General features: G+C 67.9%; 17 protein-coding genes. 9 read left to right on the plus strand and 8 right to left on the minus strand.

All coding sequences use genetic code 11. The features are described 5' to 3' along the window. Positions 1–5: 5 nt before the first annotated feature. Positions 6–308: a hypothetical protein gene (locus ACOFKW_RS10215; protein ID WP_419814048.1), complete on the minus strand. Its 303-nt coding sequence runs from the start codon at positions 306–308 to the stop codon at positions 6–8. Positions 309–581: 273 nt separating this feature from the next. On the opposite strand from ACOFKW_RS10215, the gene ACOFKW_RS10220 reads away from it, so the two are divergent. Further along, complete coding sequence (locus tag ACOFKW_RS10220) at positions 582–2,126, plus strand: 2-isopropylmalate synthase (RefSeq protein WP_419814049.1); 1,545 nt, start codon at positions 582–584, stop codon at positions 2,124–2,126. Here the strand turns inward: ACOFKW_RS10220 and ACOFKW_RS10225 are convergent. After that, the gene (locus ACOFKW_RS10225) at positions 2,123–3,364 is read right to left on the minus strand and encodes a glutamate carboxypeptidase (RefSeq protein WP_419814050.1); all 1,242 of its coding nucleotides are present in this window, start codon (positions 3,362–3,364) and stop codon (positions 2,123–2,125) included. The two genes, ACOFKW_RS10220 and ACOFKW_RS10225, sit on opposite strands and share 4 nt — an antisense overlap. Positions 3,365–3,426: 62 nt before the next feature. Further along, positions 3,427–4,179 carry an SDR family oxidoreductase gene (locus ACOFKW_RS10230; protein ID WP_419814051.1) on the minus strand — a complete coding sequence of 251 codons (753 nt, stop codon included), beginning with the start codon at positions 4,177–4,179 and terminating at the stop codon, positions 3,427–3,429. Positions 4,180–4,280: 101 nt separating this feature from the next. Here ACOFKW_RS10230 and ACOFKW_RS10235 point away from each other — a divergent pair, with 101 nt between their 5' ends. From ACOFKW_RS10235 to ACOFKW_RS10250, 4 genes are all read left to right on the plus strand, one after another. Beyond that, positions 4,281–4,706: a winged helix-turn-helix transcriptional regulator gene (locus ACOFKW_RS10235; RefSeq protein WP_419814052.1), complete on the plus strand. Its 426-nt coding sequence runs from the start codon at positions 4,281–4,283 to the stop codon at positions 4,704–4,706. A 196-nt stretch (positions 4,707–4,902) separates the two neighbouring features. Beyond that, positions 4,903–5,715, plus strand: coding sequence for a hypothetical protein (locus ACOFKW_RS10240; RefSeq protein ID WP_419814053.1), 813 nt, complete (start codon positions 4,903–4,905; stop codon positions 5,713–5,715). Positions 5,716–5,839: 124 nt separating this feature from the next. After that, positions 5,840–7,273: an OprO/OprP family phosphate-selective porin gene (locus tag ACOFKW_RS10245; protein WP_419814054.1), complete on the plus strand. Its 1,434-nt coding sequence runs from the start codon at positions 5,840–5,842 to the stop codon at positions 7,271–7,273. A 77-nt stretch (positions 7,274–7,350) separates the two neighbouring features. After that, the gene (locus tag ACOFKW_RS10250; protein WP_419814055.1) at positions 7,351–8,538 is read left to right on the plus strand and encodes an MFS transporter; all 1,188 of its coding nucleotides are present in this window, start codon (positions 7,351–7,353) and stop codon (positions 8,536–8,538) included. Positions 8,539–8,544: 6 nt separating this feature from the next. Here the strand turns inward: ACOFKW_RS10250 and ACOFKW_RS10255 are convergent, their stop codons facing one another. The 4 genes from ACOFKW_RS10255 to ACOFKW_RS10270 form a co-directional block, all read right to left on the minus strand. Further along, positions 8,545–9,663: a sugar phosphate isomerase/epimerase family protein gene (locus tag ACOFKW_RS10255; protein WP_419814056.1), complete on the minus strand. Its 1,119-nt coding sequence runs from the start codon at positions 9,661–9,663 to the stop codon at positions 8,545–8,547. A gap of 121 nt (positions 9,664–9,784) precedes the next feature. Beyond that, complete coding sequence (locus ACOFKW_RS10260; protein ID WP_419814057.1) at positions 9,785–10,429, minus strand: sugar transferase; 645 nt, start codon at positions 10,427–10,429, stop codon at positions 9,785–9,787. Next, positions 10,426–10,569 (minus strand): hypothetical protein, encoded by a 144-nt coding sequence (locus ACOFKW_RS10265; protein WP_419814058.1) that lies wholly within the window; start codon positions 10,567–10,569, stop codon positions 10,426–10,428. The genes ACOFKW_RS10260 and ACOFKW_RS10265 overlap by 4 nt, the downstream gene beginning before the upstream one ends. A gap of 196 nt (positions 10,570–10,765) precedes the next feature. Next, positions 10,766–11,368, minus strand: a complete 603-nt coding sequence (locus ACOFKW_RS10270; RefSeq protein ID WP_419814059.1) for a PEPxxWA-CTERM sorting domain-containing protein — start codon at positions 11,366–11,368, stop codon at positions 10,766–10,768. Positions 11,369–11,931: 563 nt separating this feature from the next. Here ACOFKW_RS10270 and ACOFKW_RS10275 point away from each other — a divergent pair. Then, positions 11,932–12,567 (plus strand): PEPxxWA-CTERM sorting domain-containing protein, encoded by a 636-nt coding sequence (locus ACOFKW_RS10275; RefSeq protein WP_419814060.1) that lies wholly within the window; start codon positions 11,932–11,934, stop codon positions 12,565–12,567. 58 nt (positions 12,568–12,625) lie between these two features. Here the strand turns inward: ACOFKW_RS10275 and mutL are convergent, their stop codons facing one another. Further along, a complete protein-coding gene (gene mutL / locus ACOFKW_RS10280; protein ID WP_419814061.1) occupies positions 12,626–14,458 on the minus strand; it encodes a DNA mismatch repair endonuclease MutL in 1,833 nt (610 codons plus the stop codon). 130 nt (positions 14,459–14,588) lie between these two features. Between mutL and ACOFKW_RS10285 the strand changes: the two genes are divergently transcribed. Genes ACOFKW_RS10285 through ACOFKW_RS10295 form a run of 3 tightly spaced genes read left to right on the plus strand, consistent with a single transcriptional unit; the run spans position 14,589 to position 17,227 of the window. Next, positions 14,589–15,629: a rod shape-determining protein gene (locus tag ACOFKW_RS10285; protein ID WP_419814062.1), complete on the plus strand. Its 1,041-nt coding sequence runs from the start codon at positions 14,589–14,591 to the stop codon at positions 15,627–15,629. Positions 15,630–15,650: 21 nt separating this feature from the next. After that, entirely contained in the window at positions 15,651–16,706 is a 1,056-nt protein-coding gene (mreC, locus tag ACOFKW_RS10290) for a rod shape-determining protein MreC (RefSeq protein WP_419814063.1), read from the plus strand. Next, positions 16,703–17,227, plus strand: a complete 525-nt coding sequence (locus ACOFKW_RS10295) for a hypothetical protein (RefSeq protein WP_419814064.1) — start codon at positions 16,703–16,705, stop codon at positions 17,225–17,227. The genes mreC and ACOFKW_RS10295 overlap by 4 nt, the downstream gene beginning before the upstream one ends. Positions 17,228–17,236 lie beyond the last annotated feature (9 nt).

Consider the following 17,236-nt stretch of genomic DNA (forward strand, 5'->3'; position numbering starts at 1 on the left):
TCAGTCTAGCGAACCGAGACGTTGCCCTTGTAGTCGAGACCGACCGCGACCGACTTGCCGCCCTTCATCGCGGTGCCCTGCCAGACGCCATTGGCATCCTTGGCGAGACCGGTGACGCCGGTGTAGCCCGCCTTCTGGATGCGCTTCATGGCCTGGTCCTGGGTGAAGGAGTTGGCACCCTTGGCCGATGGCGTGGTGTGGACGTCGCTGTTCTTGATCGCCGGGTTGTGCGAACCGGCCTGCTGCGCCGACGCTGCACCACCGATCATCATGGCTGCGACGGAAGCGGCGACTAGGATCGTCTTCATGGAAATGATCTCCTCTTTTCCCAAGACCGCGCCAACGCCCGTGCCGCGGGTTGGTGGCATTCGGTAGGCCGGTTGTTTCGCGCTTGGTCCGTTTCACTGTGGACAGCCGCAGCGGGCGCGGGCTAGGGTGACGCTTATGCTGCGCATCGCGTCCTTGCTGCTTCGACTTACGCGCCCTTAGGCGCGCAGTCCGTGTTGGCCCCTCGGGGTCGCCGCCGCGCCTGAGGGACATTCCGACCAGAACCCGGAACCGACAGCCAAGCGAGCCTACCCATGACCAACCAGATCAAGATCTTCGACACGACGCTGCGCGATGGCGAGCAGTCACCCGGCTGCTCGATGAACCTCGAGGAGAAGCTGCGCGTCGCCGCCCAGCTCGAGGCGCTCGGCGTCGACATCATCGAGGCGGGCTTCGCCATTGCCTCCGACGGCGACTTCGAGGCGGTGCGCGAGGTCGCCCGCCAGTGCCAGACCGCCACCGTCGCCAGCCTGGCGCGTGCTTCGATCGGCGATATCGACCGGGCCTGGGCGGCGCTGAAGGGCGCCCGCAACCCGCGGATCCACACCTTCATCGCGACGTCGCCGCTGCACATGGCGGTCAAGCTCAACAAGACGCCCGAGGAAGTGCTGGAGGCGATCCGCCTGTCGGTCAGCCATGCCCGCAACCTGTGCGGCGACGTCGAATGGTCCGCCGAAGACGCGACGCGCTCCGACCCCGACTATCTGTGCCGAACCATCGAGTTGGCGATCAAGTCGGGCGCCACGACCATAAATCTGCCCGATACCGTCGGCTATGCGACCCCCGAAACCTACGGCGCGATGTTCCGGGACGTGCTCAACCGCGTACCCAACGCCGACCAGGCGCTGTTCTCGACACACTGCCACAACGACCTGGGGCTGGCGGTGGCCAACACGCTGGCCGCGGTCATGGCCGGCGCGCGCCAGGTCGAGGCAACGGTCAACGGCATTGGCGAACGCGCCGGCAATGCCGCGATCGAGGAGATCGCCATGGCCATCCATGTCCGCGGCGACGTCATGCCGGTCCGCACCGGCATCGTCGCCACCGAGATCACCCGCGCCTCACGCCTCGTCAGCGGCATCACCGGCATGGCGGTCCAGGCCAACAAAGCAATCGTCGGCGCCAACGCCTTCGCCCACGAAAGCGGCATCCACCAGGACGGAATGCTAAAGGATTCATCGACTTACGAGATCATGACCCCAGCCAGCGTCGGCCAGGGCGCCACCAATCTCGTACTCGGCAAGCACTCCGGCCGTGCAGCATTCCGCTCCAAGCTGGGCGAACTCGGCTACGACCTCAGCGACAATGAATTCGGCGACGCATTCAAGCGTTTCAAGGACTTGGCCGATGCCAAAAAGACCATATTCGACGAGGACATCGTCGCTCTGGTCGACGACGAAGTGCTGCGCGGCCACGACCGGATCCAGGTCATCGAGGTAGAAATCCACTGCGGCACAGGCCCGGCCCGCGCCATCGTCACCCTCGACATCGACGGCGTCGAGGCGACCGCAGCGGTGCGCGGCAACGGCCCGGTCGACGCGCTGTTCAACGCGGTGCGCAAGCTGGTTCCCCACGACGGCACGACGCTGCAATTGTACCAGGTCCATGCCGTGACCGCTGGCACCGATGCACAGGCGGAGGTGTCGGTGGTGCTGTCGGAGGCCGGGCGGACGACGCGCGGCACCGGGGCGCACAACGACACGCTGGTCGCCAGCGCTAAGGCCTATGTCAACGCGCTCAACAAGATGGTGGTGAAGCGCGGGCGCGGTGCGCTGGAAGGCCTCGAAGCCGCCGGCTAGTAACGCGGCGGCGCGCCCTGCTTGCCGAGCTGCATGATCAGCGCAGTGAGCAGGTACAGCCGCGGCGTTACCGTGGTCAGGTCGATATACTCGCCGTCGGAGTGGAAATTGCCGCCGGCCGGGCCGAGGCCGTCGAGCGCGGGCAAGCCTGCCGCTGCCGCCAGCGCCGATTGCGAGGCGCCGCCATTGCCGCCGGTGCCCAATTTCCGGCCGAGGTCGGCGTAGATCGCCGTCGCCCGGGAGGCCAGCGCATCGGTCGCGGCGTTGGTGGCGAGCGGCGGATAGGCGGCCTCGCGCTTGATCGTCGCCGTCGTGCCGGGGACCGCGACGGTCTGCGCATTTTTCTCCAGCCGGGCGACGACCTCCTCTATCTGGGCGGGCACGCGGTTGCGGACGCTGAAGGTGGCGGAGGCATGGTCGGGGATGATGTTGTTGCGTTTTCCCGCCTGCATCATGGTCAGGTTGACGGTCAGCCCGTCGCCAGTGTGGGGGAAGGCGTCGAGGTCGCCGAGTTGGTGGAGAAGTTCGACCGCGGCGTTGCGGCCGTCCTGCGGCGCGACCCCGGCATGGGCGGCCTTGCCGGTGACGTCGATGGTCAGGACGGTCGAGCCTTTGCGCCAGACGGTGACCTTGTCGGGGGCGTCGCCGGGTTCGAGGTTGAGTTCGACGTCGTGGTCGGCGAGCAGGCTGGCGATCAGTTTGCGGGTGCCGGGGGAGCCGCGTTCTTCGCTGGATTCGATGAGTATGGTGATTTTGGCGAAATCGCGGAAAGCGAGTTGTTTCAATAATTTCAAGGCGGTGATGCCTTGGACGACGCCGCCCTTCTCGTCGCCGACGCCGGGGCCGTGGGCGCGGTCGCCTTCGACGCGGTAGGGCCAGCGGGCGGCGGTGCCGGGTTCGAAGACGGTGTCGAGGTGGCCGATCATCAGGATGCGGGTTTTGCCGGTGCCGGTGACGGTGGCGACGATGTTGTCGGGCAGGCCGGGGATTTCGGCGGGCACGGTCCGGACGGTGGCGCCGAGGGCCTTGAGCTGTTCGATGAGGATGGCGCCGACCTTGGTGCCGCCCGCGACGTCGCCGGTGCCGGAGTCGATATTGACGATGGTTTCCAGCAGCTTGAGCTGTTCAGGGCGGGCGGCGGTGGCGGCGGCGAGCAGCTTTGCGTCGGGCTTGGCAGCGGCGGGTGTAGCGACCGCCGCGAGCAGCGCCACCGCGCCAGCAAGACTGAGACTTTGCAAAGGCTTTCCCCTGATGACCCGGGCGCAGCGTCGCCGCAACGCTGCGCCCGGTCAAGCGGTGCTCAGTGCGCCCGGTTCCACTGATCGAACATCTGCTGGAAAGTGCCGCGTTCGGCGGCGAAGCGCAGCGGCGCGCAGCGTCCGACGATGACCTCGGCGGCGTCGGGTTGGTCGGTCAGGATCGCCATGACTTCGGCGGCGAAGTCCGCGAGCGGCATGGCGGCGGGGTCGACATGCTGGTGCGGGCCCATGAGGCCGGTCTGGACGTACGGCGGCGCGATCTCGATGACCTCCACCGACGTGCCCGCAAGCTGGTGGCGCAGCGACATTGAGTACGAATGGATCGCCGCCTTGGTCGCGGAATAGGTCGGCGTCGCGGCCAACGGCAAGAACGCCAGCCCGGAGGACACGGTCAGTACCGCGGCGCGCGGCTGCTCCAGCAGGTGCGGCAGCAGCGCCGCCGTCAACCGAATCGGCCCAAGCAGGTTGGTCGCGATCGTCGCCTCGGCAGTGGCGAGATAGCCGCCCGCCTTGACGTCCTCCGGCACCATGATCCCGGCGTTGTTGATCACCGCGTTCAGTCCGGGAAAGCGCTCGACCAGCTCGGCCGCAAACGTCTCGATCCCGGCCGCGTCGCCGATGTCGAGGCGGATCGACGCCATGCCGGGATTGGCCGCCGTCACCTCGTCGAGTGCCGCCTGGCCGCGACCGGCGATGACGACGGTGTTGCCGAGCTTGTGAAACTCCTCGGCCAGCGCGCGGCCGATGCCAGACGCGCCGCCGGTGATGAGAATGGTATTGCCTGTGACGATCATCCGGATGTTCCTCATGGTTGCGGAACAGCCAGATAATGGCCACACTCTCCATTAGAAAGTAGGCACCTCGAAGTGCCGTACGAACCAAAAGGAGAGCGACCATGCCGGCCTTCACCGCCGCACAGACCGCCGAGGCGAGGGCCTATCTGGAAAACCCGCCGCCCGACGAGATCGATCCACGCATCGAGGCGCTGGTCACCGAACTGATCGGACGCGTGGCGGACAAATGGACGATGCTGATCCTCGAGGAACTGGCCGAGAAGGGCGAGTTGCGCTTCACCCAGCTCGGCAAGCTGGTCCCCGGCATCAGCCAGAAGATGCTGACCCAGACGCTGCGGCACATGGAGCGCGACGGGTTGGTGACGCGCACCGTCCACCCGGTGGTGCCGCCCAAGGTCGAGTACCGGCTGACCGAGCTGGGCCTCAGCCTGGGTGCGGCATTCTGCGGCGTCTGGGTCTGGGCGGGCGATCACCTGGCGCAGGTCGAGCAAGCCCGCGCCGCGTTCGACCAGCGGCTCGCAGGCTAAGCATCGGCTGCACAAGGGGAAAGCATCAGCCTGCAGCGTAGGGTTGCCGGTAGTTCGCAGCAGGGCGACGACCTCTGCGAGCGTTCAACATGATGCGTCCCTTGCCCGTGAACCTGCCTCGCACGCGTCGCATTGCCGACCCGCGCCGCCGCGTCCGGGTTGCGGCGCGGACGCGCGCGGGCTAGGCGCTCCGCCAATGCGTTCGGCGCTCATAACCAACTCACTGGGCGAGCCGTCCGCCGGTCAGGTCTCCGAGCGGAGCCGTGCGCCATTGGCCCGGCGCACGATCATCCTGCTGATCGTCATCGCGATCCATATCGGGCTGATCGCCGTGCTGATCCTGCTGGCGCCGCCGAACACCTTCCTGCCACCCAAGGACCTGCCGCCGATCACCATGACCTTCCTGCCGCCCGCGCCGGTGCGAACCCCGCCCGCCGCGACCAAGCGCGCCAAGAAGGTCAGCGGCGGCGCACCCAAGTCGACGCCGAGATCGGTCACGCCGCGCGCCAAGCCACCGTCTGCACCGCCATCGCCGTCGCTGCAGTCGATGCTGCTCGACGTCGGCTCGTTCGACCTGTCCAAGGTGCCAGTCGCCCCGACCGCGGCACCGCCCGCGACCGAGAGTGCCGAGGGCACCGGCGCCGGCAAGGACAGTGGCCCGGTCTATGGCCCGGTGCTGGGCAAGAGCACCGGCCCCGGTGGCGAGCTGCTGTACCAGGCCGAGTGGCAGACCGAGCCGACCCATGCGCAACTGTCGTTCTACATGCCCAAGACCGGGGCGCCGAAGGACAGCTGGGCCGAGATCGCCTGCCGCACCATCGAGCGCTATCACGTCGACGATTGTGTCGAGCTGGGTGAATCGCCGCCCGGGTCCGGCCTGTCGCGCGGTGTCCGCAACGCCGCCTGGCAATTCCTGGTCCGCCCGCCGCGGATCGGTGGCAAGGTCCTGGTCGGCGCCTGGGTGCGGATCCGGATCGATTTCACCCTGACCGGCGAGAAGGAACCCTGAGCCTTCGGCAGGCTGCCGGCACCCCGGCGCCCTGTCATGAAAGTGTCATCCGCCCCGTGTAGCGCTCCACCGCGCCGATCGGGCCGGCGCGTTTTCCTTCGGCGAGGTCGCGATGTCACTGCGCATGTATGCGACCCTTGCGGCGGGCATTGCGCTGGGCTGCGACGCACCCGCCATGGCCGAGCCGATCTCGCAACAGGAGGCCGAGGACCTCCGCCGTGAAGTCGCGGCGCTCAAGGCGCAGCTGAAGCGGATGGAGGATCGCCTCGGTCCGGATCAGCCGCAAACCGCCGCCGCTGCGGCACCCGCTGCCGTCGTAGCCGCGCCCGCTGCTGTCGCGGCCGCACCCGCCGCCCCGGCTCCTGTCGTTGCCGCCGCTCCCGCTGCCGCCGCGCCGAAGGAAGCCTCGACCTCGATCCTGTGGCGCGGATCGCCGCAGTTCGGTTCGGGTGACCGAGCGTTCAAGGTCAAGGGCCGCATCCAGGCCGACACCGGCATCGTCGACGTGCCGCGCGGCACCGGTGACCGCGGCTTCGGCTTCGCCAGCGAATTCCGTCGCATCCGTCTCGGCGGCGAAGGCAAGCTCGGCAGCAATTTCGGCTACAAGCTGGAACTCGAACTGTCCGACAATGCGGTCGACCTGGTCGACACCTTCGTCACCTACGATGCCAAGCCGTGGCTGGTGACGCTGGGCAACCAGAACCAGTTCCAGTCGCTCGACGAAGTGACCGGCGACACCACCGGGTCGTTCATGGAGCGTGCCGCCTATACCGATGCCTTCAATTTCGAGCGGCGGCTGGGTGTCTCGGTCCAGTATCAGCACAAGGCGCTGTTGCTCCAGGGCGGCATCTTCACCGATGACATCACCGCTCTGTCGAACGCCAGCGATGGGCCGTCCGGCGGCGACGAGAACAACAGTTTCAGCATCGACGGTCGCATCGTCTATGCGCCCAAGGCCGGCGACACCCAGTTCCATGCCGCCGCTTCGGCGCACCGCCGCAAGCTTGCCCGCCTGACCGATTCGCAGGTGCGGTATCGCCAGCGCCCGTACCTGCACGTCAGCAACAGTCGCATCCTGGCGACCCCGGTCCTCAACGTCGAGGAGGAGCTGAACTATGGCGTCGAGGCCGCGGCGATCCGCGGACCGCTGCACGCCGCTGCCGAAGGTCATTGGCTGGAGGCGAAGCGCCCCGGCAACGATACCGCGCGCTTCTTCGGTGCCTATGCCGAGGTCGGCTATTTCCTGACCAAGGGCGACAGCCGCAGCTATCGGGGCGGTATCTTCGGCGGCGCCGATCCCAAGCATCCGCTCGGCAAGGGCGGCATCGGCGCCGTCCAGGTCAATCTGCGCTACGACTATCTCGATCTGAACAGCGGCCGCATCCGCGGCGGCACGCAGGACGCGTACCTGGCGGCGATCATCTGGACGCCGATCAACTATCTCAGGTTCAACCTGAATTACGGCTACCTCGACTATAAGGGCGCCGCGATCCCGGCCAACGGCCGCACCGACTATGGCGCGCATGTCACCGGCGCGCGGATCGAACTCGACTTCTGACGCGGCGCAAGGTCGCCGGGCCCGCCTCCGCGGCCAGCAACGGCGACGCGGCAAATGCTTGCTGTTAAGCCGCCGCGATGACCAGCAAGACCAGCGCGCCCGGCATCGGACCCGGCCTGACGGCGGTGTTCTCCCTCGCCTGCGGGCTGATGGTGGCGAACCTGTATTACGCCCAGGCGCTGATCGGCGAGATTGCGCCGGCGCTCGGCCTGCATGGCGGCGTGGCGGGGCTGATCGTGACGCTGACCCAGCTCGGCTATGGCGCCGGGCTGTTCTTCGTCGTCTCGCTCGCCGACCGTGTCGAGAACAAGCGGCTGATCCTGCTGCTGACGACGGGGACGTGCGTCGGGCTGTGCGGCATCTGGCTGGCGCGGGGTCCGCTGAGCTTCCTGCTGTTTTCGTTCGTGACCGGGTTCTGCTCGGTCGGCGCGCAGATCATGGTGCCGCTCGCCGCGCACCTGGCGCCGGAGGAGAGCCGCGGGCGCGTCGTCGGCAACATCATGGGCGGGCTGATCACCGGCATCATGCTGGCGCGGCCGCTGGCCAACGGGCTGGCGGCCTTTGCCGGATGGCGCGCGATCTTCGCGGTCGCGGCGGTGGTGATGGCGCTGCTCGCGTTGCTGATCGCACGCACCGTTCCCGAACGCCGTCCGACTCCCGGCCTCGGCTATGGCCAGCTGCTGGCGTCCAGCCTGTCGCTGCTGGTGCGGACTCCCGCGATCCGCCGGCGGACGGCCTATCAGGCGTCGATGTTCGCGGCGTTCAACCTGTTCTGGACGGCGGTGCCGCTGCTGCTCGCCGGGCAGTTCGGGCTGGGGCAGGGTGGCATGGCGTTGTTCGCGCTGGCGGGGGCGGGCGGCGCGCTGGCCGCGCCGATCGCCGGGCGGCTGGGGGACCGGGGCTATGTCCGCGCCGGTACGGCGGCGGCGCTGGGGTCGGCGATCGTGGCGTTCCTGATCGCCGGCTGGGCAGCGGCGGCGCACGCGCTGATCGTGCTGGCCCTCGCGGCCGTGCTGCTCGATGCCGCGACGCAGATGAACCAGGTGCTGGGCCAGCGCGTGCTGTTCTCGATCGAGCCCGAGGCGCGCGGCCGGATCAACGCGGCCTATATGACTGTGGTGTTCCTGGCCGGCGCGCTGGGTTCGACGATCGCGACGCTCAGCTATGCCGGCGGCGGCTGGACCGCGACGGCGTCGGTGGGCGGCGTGCTGGCGGCGGCGGCGCTGTTGTTCTTCCTGACCGAGCGACGCGCCGCCGACGCCTGAAGCGGGTCAGCTCGCCTCGGTGAACGGCCCGACCTTGGGCGGTCGCGGCAGCCGCACCTTCAGCACGTCGCGCATATAGTTGACGCTGGCGGTGAGGTTGTCGTGGATCGTGCCCGTGCCCTCGTCGACGCGGGGGGCGTCGATGTCGAACACCGCCCAGCCCTTGAACTTGCGCTGGCGCAGGACGCGGAAGATGCCGGGGAAGTCGACGCCGCCGCCCTGGCCGACCGAGGCATAGACGCTCTTGGTCAGGTGCTGGGCGCGGGTCGGGGTCGCCTTGTTGCCGCGGTACTGCGGGAAGGTGTCCTTCAGGTGGACCTCGGTGATCCGCGGCAGGAACTCGTCGGTGATCTTGACCACGTCCATGCCGCCGAGGACGTTGTGGCCGGTGTCGAGGATCAGGTGGACATAGGTCGGGTCGGTCAGCTCCATGACCCGGCGGAACTCGTGCTCGCGCTCCATCGGGCCCCATAGATGCGGGTGGAGCGCCAGCTTGACGCCGTGCGCCAGCGTCCGGCGGCCGATTTCGTTGCTGGTGTCGGCCAGCGCCTTCAACTGGTCGTCGGTCGGGCCACCCTCGGGCCGGCCGCCCATGTTGTTCTTCCAATGGTCGACGCCCAGCGGCTGGAGGAAGTCGCGGGCGCAGGCTTCCATGTCGGCGATCAGCTGGGCCCGGCCGGCGCCGCCGAGCCAGGGATATTGCGCGGCTGCACCGACCGAGATCGAGGTCGTGGCGGGGGCGGGTGCCGAGCGGCTGCGGGGCAGGTCGCCGACGCTGGCCAGGGTCATGCCGGTCTCGGTCAGCAGGCGCTTGAGGTCGGCCGGGCGGCCGACATAGTCGCTGACCTGCGAGGAATAGGGCTCGAACCCCTCCAGGCCATAGGCTTTGCAGGCCAGCAGCATCATCCGCATGTTCGACGACATCTGCAGCGCCAGCGTCGTCGGCGCGGTGCCGGCCCAGGTCGCGAAGATCGATCCCGTCGTGCCGAAGCGGATATCGGGGTCGAGCGGATCGAGCCCCCGGCCGGCGCCCAGCACCGGCGAGGCACCGCACCAGGCCGCCGCCGCCAGCGTCGAGAGCAGGACCTCGCGGCGGCTTGGCCGGGGCGGGGTAATCGGGTTCATGCGCAGTCCTCCCAGGATTCAGCCCGCAATGTCGCCTCTGACGAGCGACTTAAGACGATGCCAGCGCCGGCAATGTCGGCGAACGGCGGGACTTTGTCGACAGGTTCCGGGTTCGTCGATCTCAGGTTGCGCCGTGGCGGGCGACGACGGCATGGACCGTGCGCGTCAGGATCAGCAGGTCGATCGCCAGCGACTTGTTGCGGGAATACAGCGTGTCGAGCGCTACCCTGCGGCGATAGCTCAGCAGATTGCGTCCGCTGACCTGCCACAGGCCGGTGATGCCGGGGCGGACCCGGCAATAGTCGCGGATATAGCGGCCGTAGCGCGGCACTTCGGCGGCGACGATCGGACGGGGGCCGACCATGCTCATCTGGCCGACCATGACATTGAACAGCTGCGGCAGCTCGTCGAGGCTCGACTTGCGCAGGAACGCACCGAGGCTGGTGATCCGCGGATCTTCGCGCAGCTTCTGGTCGAGCGCCCATTCGCGCGCCGCATCGGGGTCGGTCTCGAGCAGCTCCTCGAGGCGGCGCTCGGCATCGGGCACCATCGTCCGCAGCTTCAGGCACGGGAACGACTCCCCACCCCGGCCGATGCGCCAGTGCACGAAGATCGGGCTGGCGCCGTCGTGCAGCCAGATCACCAGGCACAGGATCGCGATGATCGGCGCCAGGATGACCGCAAGGCTTGCGGCCAGCAGCACGTCGATCACCCGGACGATCCGGTCGGTGGTGCCTTGGGTGATGATGGCCTGGATACCTGTCATGCGTCGTTCGCCGGGATGCCGATCAGCGGGATCCAGGGAGCGACCGAATTGAGAAGCTGGTCGGGAGCGGCAACGGCATCTTCGCCATTGCTGAGGAACCAGTTTTCGAGGGCGGCGTCGCACGGCGTCGGATTGATCATCGCAGCCTCGACCGAAGGTTGACCGCGGTCCGTTTCCGGCAGACCGCGGCCGGAGTGGTCGGGCGGTGACGAAGGCGAACTCTCGTCAGGCACGACCGGCGATTTCTCCGATGGCTGAGCCGATGGTCTGCATCGCCCTGCTTGCCGGCTCGACCCCGCGCCGGTGATGGCGGCGGGGTCGAGCGCGACGCCTCGATCAGGCGGCGACGGCGGCGGTGGTGGTGCGACGGCGCTTGGCGGCACCGACGAGGCCGAAGCCGACGACCAGCATCGCCCAGGTGGCGGGCTCAGGCACGGCGGCGACCGAGATGTTGTCCAGTTCGAAGGAGTTGGTGTCCGAACCGAAGACCAGCTTGGTGACGTTCGACGAGGCAGCGTAGTTCAGCGTGACGAAGCGGTTCGTCGCGGCCGAGCCGATCGCACCGGTGGCCGGCGGGAAGGCCGAGCCGTAGATCGTCGAGACGAGGCTGTCGCCGCTGTACGCCTTGATGAAGTTGAAGCGGTCGATCGAGCCCCAGTCGTAGCCGACCGAGGTGATCCGGCCCATCGCCTGGCTGAAGGTCGCGGTGCCGCCGCCGAGAACGGCGAGGTACTTGGTGGTGTCGGCGACGCCGCCGATCAGCGGTGCAGCGTACTTGTTCTTGACCGAGCCGGAAACGACCTGCGCGAACGGGCTGAGCGTGAAGACGCTCTTGTAGGCATTGTTATCGAAAGTATAAGTCGTCGTGTTGACGGCGGCAGCCATCGACGACGTGCCGAGCAGTACGGCGGTGGCAATGAGCTTGATCATGCTGGTCATGCGGCGTTCCTACAAACCAGCTGGCTCTGACCAGCTGGGAAATACACTTGGTTTTCAGCGGGCCCGGGGAGCGGACCAACCTTGCGGAAGCCTATGCAATGATGATGCCAACTATTTGGCGATTATATTTAACAATGGGTTAGCGTGTGAAAACGAGATCAGTTCGGTAACGGAATGTAAAGTTATATTACAAACTTCTTAACACTTTATGGTTAATCGTCGTCGGTGCCGGTTTTCGGCAGCGTGGCAATCGGCCGGTATCAGGCTGGAGTTGCCCGGAAAATCGACCTCAAGGTGCAGCGCCATCGTCCGGAGCGCCCGCTGCCCGGGCGGCGGCGCCCAGCAGCAACCGTTCAGCATGACTAAGAGAGCAGTCGCGAGACAGAGACTATGCCGGTCTTCGCCGCCATCGAACGAGCAATGTCACAATTCTGCCGAATGGCTGAAATGTACAGGTAACACGCCTTAACTAGATCGGGATCAGGCTTGCACCACGATATCTTGCCACTGGTGCAGGGTTGTCTGAACACTGGCGTTGCCGGTCTACTCAAGGGGCTATTCGAATGCGATTCCTGAAAACCTGTGTCTCTGCGCTCGCGTTGTTGACTGCCGTTACCGGCGCCCAGGCCGCCAACCTTGTGGAAAACTTCAACGAGCCCTTCGTCGGCTGGGAAAGCCGCTGGTTCGGTGCCGAGACCAGTGCCGTGAACTATTATGTCTCCGAGCAGGGACCAAGCAATGCCGACTATCGTGGCGCGCCGGATCATAGCGGCCTGGTCCTGAGCGATGGCGACAGCTATCGCGACGGTGGCAATTACGGCCAGATCCTGATCAGCTTCAGCAGCAGCTTTGGCGCATCGCTCAAGTCGTTCAGCATGGATGTCGCTTCGGCGCTGCCGAACTCGACGCTGTTCTTCTACGACATGCAGGGCGCGACGATCGCGTCGTTCGTCCTCCCCGGCTCGCCGCTGTCGCCATATTACACGCCGACCAGCTACACGAACGTGTCGGTTACCTCGACAAATGGCATCGGCGGCTTCAGCTTCACCGACTTCGCGCAGGGCAACACGATCATCGACAACCTTGCCGCGGCGACGGTCCCGGAGCCGGCGAGCTGGGCGATGATGGTGCTCGGCTTCGGCGCGATCGGCAGCGCGCTGCGTCGCCGCAAGACCGCCTCGACCGTCAACTTCGCTTGAGCAAGCGAAGCATCTGAGACGGCGCGTACCGCCCGGCCGAGTTTCGCCGGGCGGTACGTCATCGCCGCCCGAACAGCTTCTCCAGGTCGCTCTTCGCCAGTTTCACCCAGGTCGGTCGGCCGTGGTTGCATTGGCCGGAGTGGGGAGTGACCTCCATCTCGCGGAGCAGGGCGTTCATCTCGGCGACGCTGAGCAACCGGCCGGCACGGACGCTGCCGTGGCAGGCCATGGTAGCGGCGACGGCGTCGAGTTTCTCCTTCAGCGTCAGTGCGCTGCCCCAGCTCGCGAGGTCGTCGGCAAGGTCGCGGATCAGTCCCGCGGCGTCGGTCTGGCCGAGCAGCGCCGGGGTGGCGCGGACCAGGATCGCGGTGCGGCCGAAGCGTTCGACCTCCAGCCCCAGTTCGGCCAGTTCGGCGGCGCGGTCGGCGATGCGGCCGGCGGCGAGTTCGTCGAGTTCGACGACTTCGGGGAGCAGCAGCGACTGGCTGTGGACGCCCCCATTAGCCAGCGCCTTGTTGAGCCGCTCCAGCGTCAGCCGCTCGTGCGCGGCGTGCTGGTCCACCAGAATCAGGCCGTCGCGCGCCTCGGCGACGATGTAGGTGCCGGCGACCTGGCCCCGCGCCACGCCCATCGGGAAGTCGTTGAGCGGCTGGGCGGGTTCGGTGCGGGCGAATGGCATCGCGGCATCGGCGAACATCGAGCCCGTTGAAGACCCACCCCTAGCCCCTCCCGTTCCGGGCGGGGAACCCGCTTGTGGCCAGTACCCGCCCAAATTTCTGTCCAGTGGGGAATAGCCCGCCCACGCGTGTCCCCCGCCCGAAACGGGAGGGGCCAGGGGTGGGTCTTCTGCGCGGAATGCATTCAGCACCCCAGCCGCCACCGTCGTCGAAGCCCGGTGCCCCGCCGAATCGAGCGCCCGCCGCAGCCCGGAGACGATCATCCCCCGCACCAGCGCGGCGTCGCGAAAGCGCACCTCGGTCTTCGCCGGATGGACGTTGACGTCGACGAAATCGGCGGGGACGTCGAGGAACAGCGCCACCACCGGATGCCGGTCGCGCGCCAGCAGGTCCATGTAGGCGCCGCGCACCGCCCCGACGAGCAGCCGGTCGCGCACCGGACGGCCGTTGACGAACAGGAACTGATGGTCGGCGACGCCGCGATTATAGGTCGGCAGCCCGGCGAGCCCACCGAGCCTCAGCTCCTCGCGGACGAAATCCAGCGCCACCGCATTGTCGGCGAAATCGACGCCGAGCAGCGCCGCCAGCCGGGGTGGCAGGCCGGCATCGCCCGCTGCGCCAGCCTCGGCACTGAGCATCCGGCGGCCGTCGTGGCGGACCTCGAACACGACCTCGGGCCGAGCCATTGCCAGCCGGCGCACGACATCGATGCAGGCGCCGAGCTCCGAGCGTTCCGACTTCAGGAACTTGCGCCGGGCGGGAACGCGTTCGAACAGCCCGTCGACCGAGACTCGCGTGCCGGGCGGCAGGGCGGCGGGGGCATCGACGACGATCCGGCCATTGTCGACGACCAGCGTCCAGCCCTCGGACCCCGGCGGCCGGCTGCTCAGCCGAAGCCGGGCGACGCTGGCGATCGAGGGCAGGGCCTCGCCGCGAAAGCCCAGGGTGGCGATGGCTTCCAGGTCGTCGCCCGCCAGCTTGGAGGTCGCGTGGCGCTCGATCGCCAGCCGCATTTCCGACGCGACCATGCCGTGCCCGTCGTCGGTCACCGACAGATGGTCGATTCCCCCCGCCGACAGTTCGACGATTATGCGCCGCGCCCCGGCATCGAGGGCGTTCTCGACCAGCTCCTTGAGCGCGGAGGCAGGGCGTTCGACAACCTCGCCGGCCGCAATCTGGTTGACGAGATGGTCCGGCAGGCGGCGGATCGGCATGCCGACGCTTTAGCGCACATGGTCGCGTCCGTCACGGTCGCCCTACCATCGACCTTGCATAGAGACGGTCGGCGCGCCTAGACGATTACACGCGCCCTTGCGTTCCCCAAACTGCCGAGATTGCCCCCACATGTCGCTGTTCAGCCGGATGTTCTCCTTCCTCAGCCAGGATATGGCGATCGACCTGGGAACGGCGAACACGCTGGTCTATGTCCGGGGCCGCGGTATTGTCCTGAACGAGCCATCGGTCGTCGCCATCGAGACGATCAAGGGCCACCGCACCGTCAAGGCCGTCGGCAACGACGCCAAGCTGATGATGGGCAAGACCCCGGGCAACGTCGAGACCATCCGCCCGTTGCGCGACGGTGTCATCGCCGACATCGACGTCGCCGAGCAGATGATCAAATACTTCATCGGCAAGGTCCACACCTCGCGCTTTCCGCGCTTCCCCGAAATCGTCATCTGCGTGCCATCGGGCTCGACCTCGGTCGAGAAGCGCGCCATCCGCGACGCGGCGAACAACGCCGGTGCCAGCTCGGTCTATCTGATCGAGGAGCCGATGGCGGCGGCGATCGGCGCGGGCATGCCGGTGACCGAGCCGATCGGCTCGATGGTCGTCGACATCGGCGGCGGCACGACCGAAGTCGCGGTGCTGTCGCTGCGCGGCCTCGCCTATACGACGTCGGTCCGCGTCGGCGGCGACAAGATGGACGAGGCGATCGTCAACTACGTCCGCCGCAACCACAATCTGCTGATCGGCGAAGCCACGGCCGAGCGCATCAAGAAGCAGATCGGCACTGCCAAGGCGCCCGCCGACGGCGTCGGCATGACCATGGAGATCAAGGGCCGCGACCTGATGAACGGCGTGCCAAAGGAAATCACCATCAACCAGGCGCAGATTGCCGATGCGCTGTCGGAGCCGGTGTCGACGATCGTCGAGGGCGTCCGCCTGGCGCTGGAGAACACCCAGCCCGAACTGGCCGCCGATATCGTCGACCAGGGCATCGTGCTGACCGGTGGCGGCGCGCTGTTGCAGGGCATCGACCAGGTGCTGCGCGAGGCGACCGGCCTGCCGGTGACGGTGGCCGATGATCCGCTGACCTGCGTCGCCTTGGGAACCGGACGTGCGCTCGAGGACCCGATGTATCGCGGCGTCCTGACAACCGCCTGAGTTTAAAGTAGGAACCGGGGCGTGGATTGGTCGCCCCCCTCCCGACGATCCGCCAGCCGGCGCGAGCAGAACCTCGCGCTGATCGGCGCCGTGCTGTCGGGGATAGTCATCGCCTTCGGGCTGCTCCTGCTGCTGATCGGGCGCGTCAACCCGGAGCAGGGCGACCGCCTGCGCGCCGCCGCGCTCGACATCGTCACGCCGCTGTGGAGCATCGTCCGCGCGCCGTTCGATGGCGCGGCGCGGATCACCAGCGACACCGGCGACTATCTGGGGACGGTGTCCAAGAACCGCGCGCTGACCGCCGAATTGAACGCGCAGCGCGCGACGCTGCAGCAGGCCTCGGCGATGGCGGCGCAGAATGTCCAGCTCAAGCGCCTGCTCAAGGTCGTCGAGCCCAATGTCCGGCTGATCGCCACGGCGCGGCTGGCGGGCGCGTCGAGCGGGTCGTACATTCGCTCGGCGGTGATCTCGGCCGGCCGCGTCGATGGTGTCGTGCCGGGGTTGCCGGTGCGGTCGGCATCGGGCCTGGTCGGGCGGACGCTGGAGGCGGGCAATCATGCGACGCGGGTGCTGTTGCTCACCGACCCCGGCAGCCGGATCCCGGTGATCCTGCAGCGCACCGGCGAGCCGGCGATCGCGGTCGGCGCCAATGGGCCCTTGTTGGAGATCCGCGACCGCGGCGGGGCGGAAGTGCCGCTGCGCATCGGCGATCATTTCGTCACCTCGGGCGACGGCGGCGTGTTCCCGCCGGGCATTCCGGTGGCGACCGTCGCGACGACCGGCGAACCGGCCAAGGCACGGCTGGCGACAGACCCGAACGGCCTTGGCTTCGTGCTGATCCAGGCGGCGTACCTGCCGGTCCCCGCGCCGCCGCCGGCATCGACGACAGCGCCTGTTCCGGTGCCGCGTGAGGCGGGTGGCGGCACGGCGCGCAAGAAACTGGTGGTGACGCCCGTGCCCGCGCCGCCGAAGACCGGCGCTGCGGCGGTTCGGCCCGCGGTCACCCCGCCTGCCGCCGCGCGACCGACGCCGACCGCACCCGCTGCAGCCCGACCGACTCCGGCGGCGCCGCGGTGAGCGACGACTATCGCCTGCGCTCCCCGGCCGATCGGCTGTACTGGGCGCTCGGCCTGTGGCGCTTCTTCGTGCCCGCGACGATGGTGCTGTTGCTGATCGTCGCGATGACGCTGCCGATCGTGCTGCCGTGGCCGGGGCTGCCGCAGCTCGGGCTGCTCGGGGTGTTCGTCTGGGCGACCTTCCAGCCGGGGCTGATGCCACCGTGGCTGGCCTTCCTGCTCGGGCTGGTCGCCGACCTGCTCGGCGCGATGCCGTTCGGCGTGGAGGCGACGTTGTTCGCCGCGACCGCGCTGTTCGTGCGGCTGTTCGAGGATCGCTTCGGGCACCATCGCTTCGGCTTCGACTGGACGATGCTGGTGCTGGTCGCGCTGGTCCATGCGGTGCTCGGCTGGTGGTTCCTGGGCTTCGCCGGGATCGACGGGCCGTTCACGCCGCTACTGATCCAGGCGGCGACGACGGCGGCGACCTATCCGATCGTCGTGGTGCTGTGCGCGCGCGTCCAGCGCCGCCTGCTGGCCTGAGGGCGGCTG

This window comes from Glacieibacterium sp., from assembly GCF_965200405.1.
In the GTDB taxonomy this organism is placed as follows: Bacteria; Pseudomonadota; Alphaproteobacteria; order Sphingomonadales; family Sphingomonadaceae; genus Glacieibacterium.

Excerpts from the sequence above, each read along its gene's own strand:
- ACOFKW_RS10215 (WP_419814048.1), bottom strand. The coding sequence starts at position 308 with ATGAAGACGATCCTAGTCGCCGCTTCCGTCGCAGCCATGATGATCGGT.
- ACOFKW_RS10220 (WP_419814049.1), top strand. The coding sequence starts at position 582 with ATGACCAACCAGATCAAGATCTTCGACACGACGCTGCGCGATGGCGAG.
- ACOFKW_RS10230 (WP_419814051.1), bottom strand. The coding sequence starts at position 4,179 with ATGATCGTCACAGGCAATACCATTCTCATCACCGGCGGCGCGTCTGGC.
- ACOFKW_RS10235 (WP_419814052.1), top strand. The coding sequence starts at position 4,281 with ATGCCGGCCTTCACCGCCGCACAGACCGCCGAGGCGAGGGCCTATCTG.
- ACOFKW_RS10240 (WP_419814053.1), top strand. The coding sequence starts at position 4,903 with ATGCGTTCGGCGCTCATAACCAACTCACTGGGCGAGCCGTCCGCCGGT.
- ACOFKW_RS10245 (WP_419814054.1), top strand. The coding sequence starts at position 5,840 with ATGTATGCGACCCTTGCGGCGGGCATTGCGCTGGGCTGCGACGCACCC.
- ACOFKW_RS10250 (WP_419814055.1), top strand. The coding sequence starts at position 7,351 with ATGACCAGCAAGACCAGCGCGCCCGGCATCGGACCCGGCCTGACGGCG.
- ACOFKW_RS10255 (WP_419814056.1), bottom strand. The coding sequence starts at position 9,663 with ATGAACCCGATTACCCCGCCCCGGCCAAGCCGCCGCGAGGTCCTGCTC.
- ACOFKW_RS10260 (WP_419814057.1), bottom strand. The coding sequence starts at position 10,429 with ATGACAGGTATCCAGGCCATCATCACCCAAGGCACCACCGACCGGATC.
- ACOFKW_RS10265 (WP_419814058.1), bottom strand. The coding sequence starts at position 10,569 with ATGATCAATCCGACGCCGTGCGACGCCGCCCTCGAAAACTGGTTCCTC.
- ACOFKW_RS10270 (WP_419814059.1), bottom strand. The coding sequence starts at position 11,368 with ATGACCAGCATGATCAAGCTCATTGCCACCGCCGTACTGCTCGGCACG.
- ACOFKW_RS10275 (WP_419814060.1), top strand. The coding sequence starts at position 11,932 with ATGCGATTCCTGAAAACCTGTGTCTCTGCGCTCGCGTTGTTGACTGCC.
- mutL (WP_419814061.1), bottom strand. The coding sequence starts at position 14,458 with ATGCCGATCCGCCGCCTGCCGGACCATCTCGTCAACCAGATTGCGGCC.
- ACOFKW_RS10285 (WP_419814062.1), top strand. The coding sequence starts at position 14,589 with ATGTCGCTGTTCAGCCGGATGTTCTCCTTCCTCAGCCAGGATATGGCG.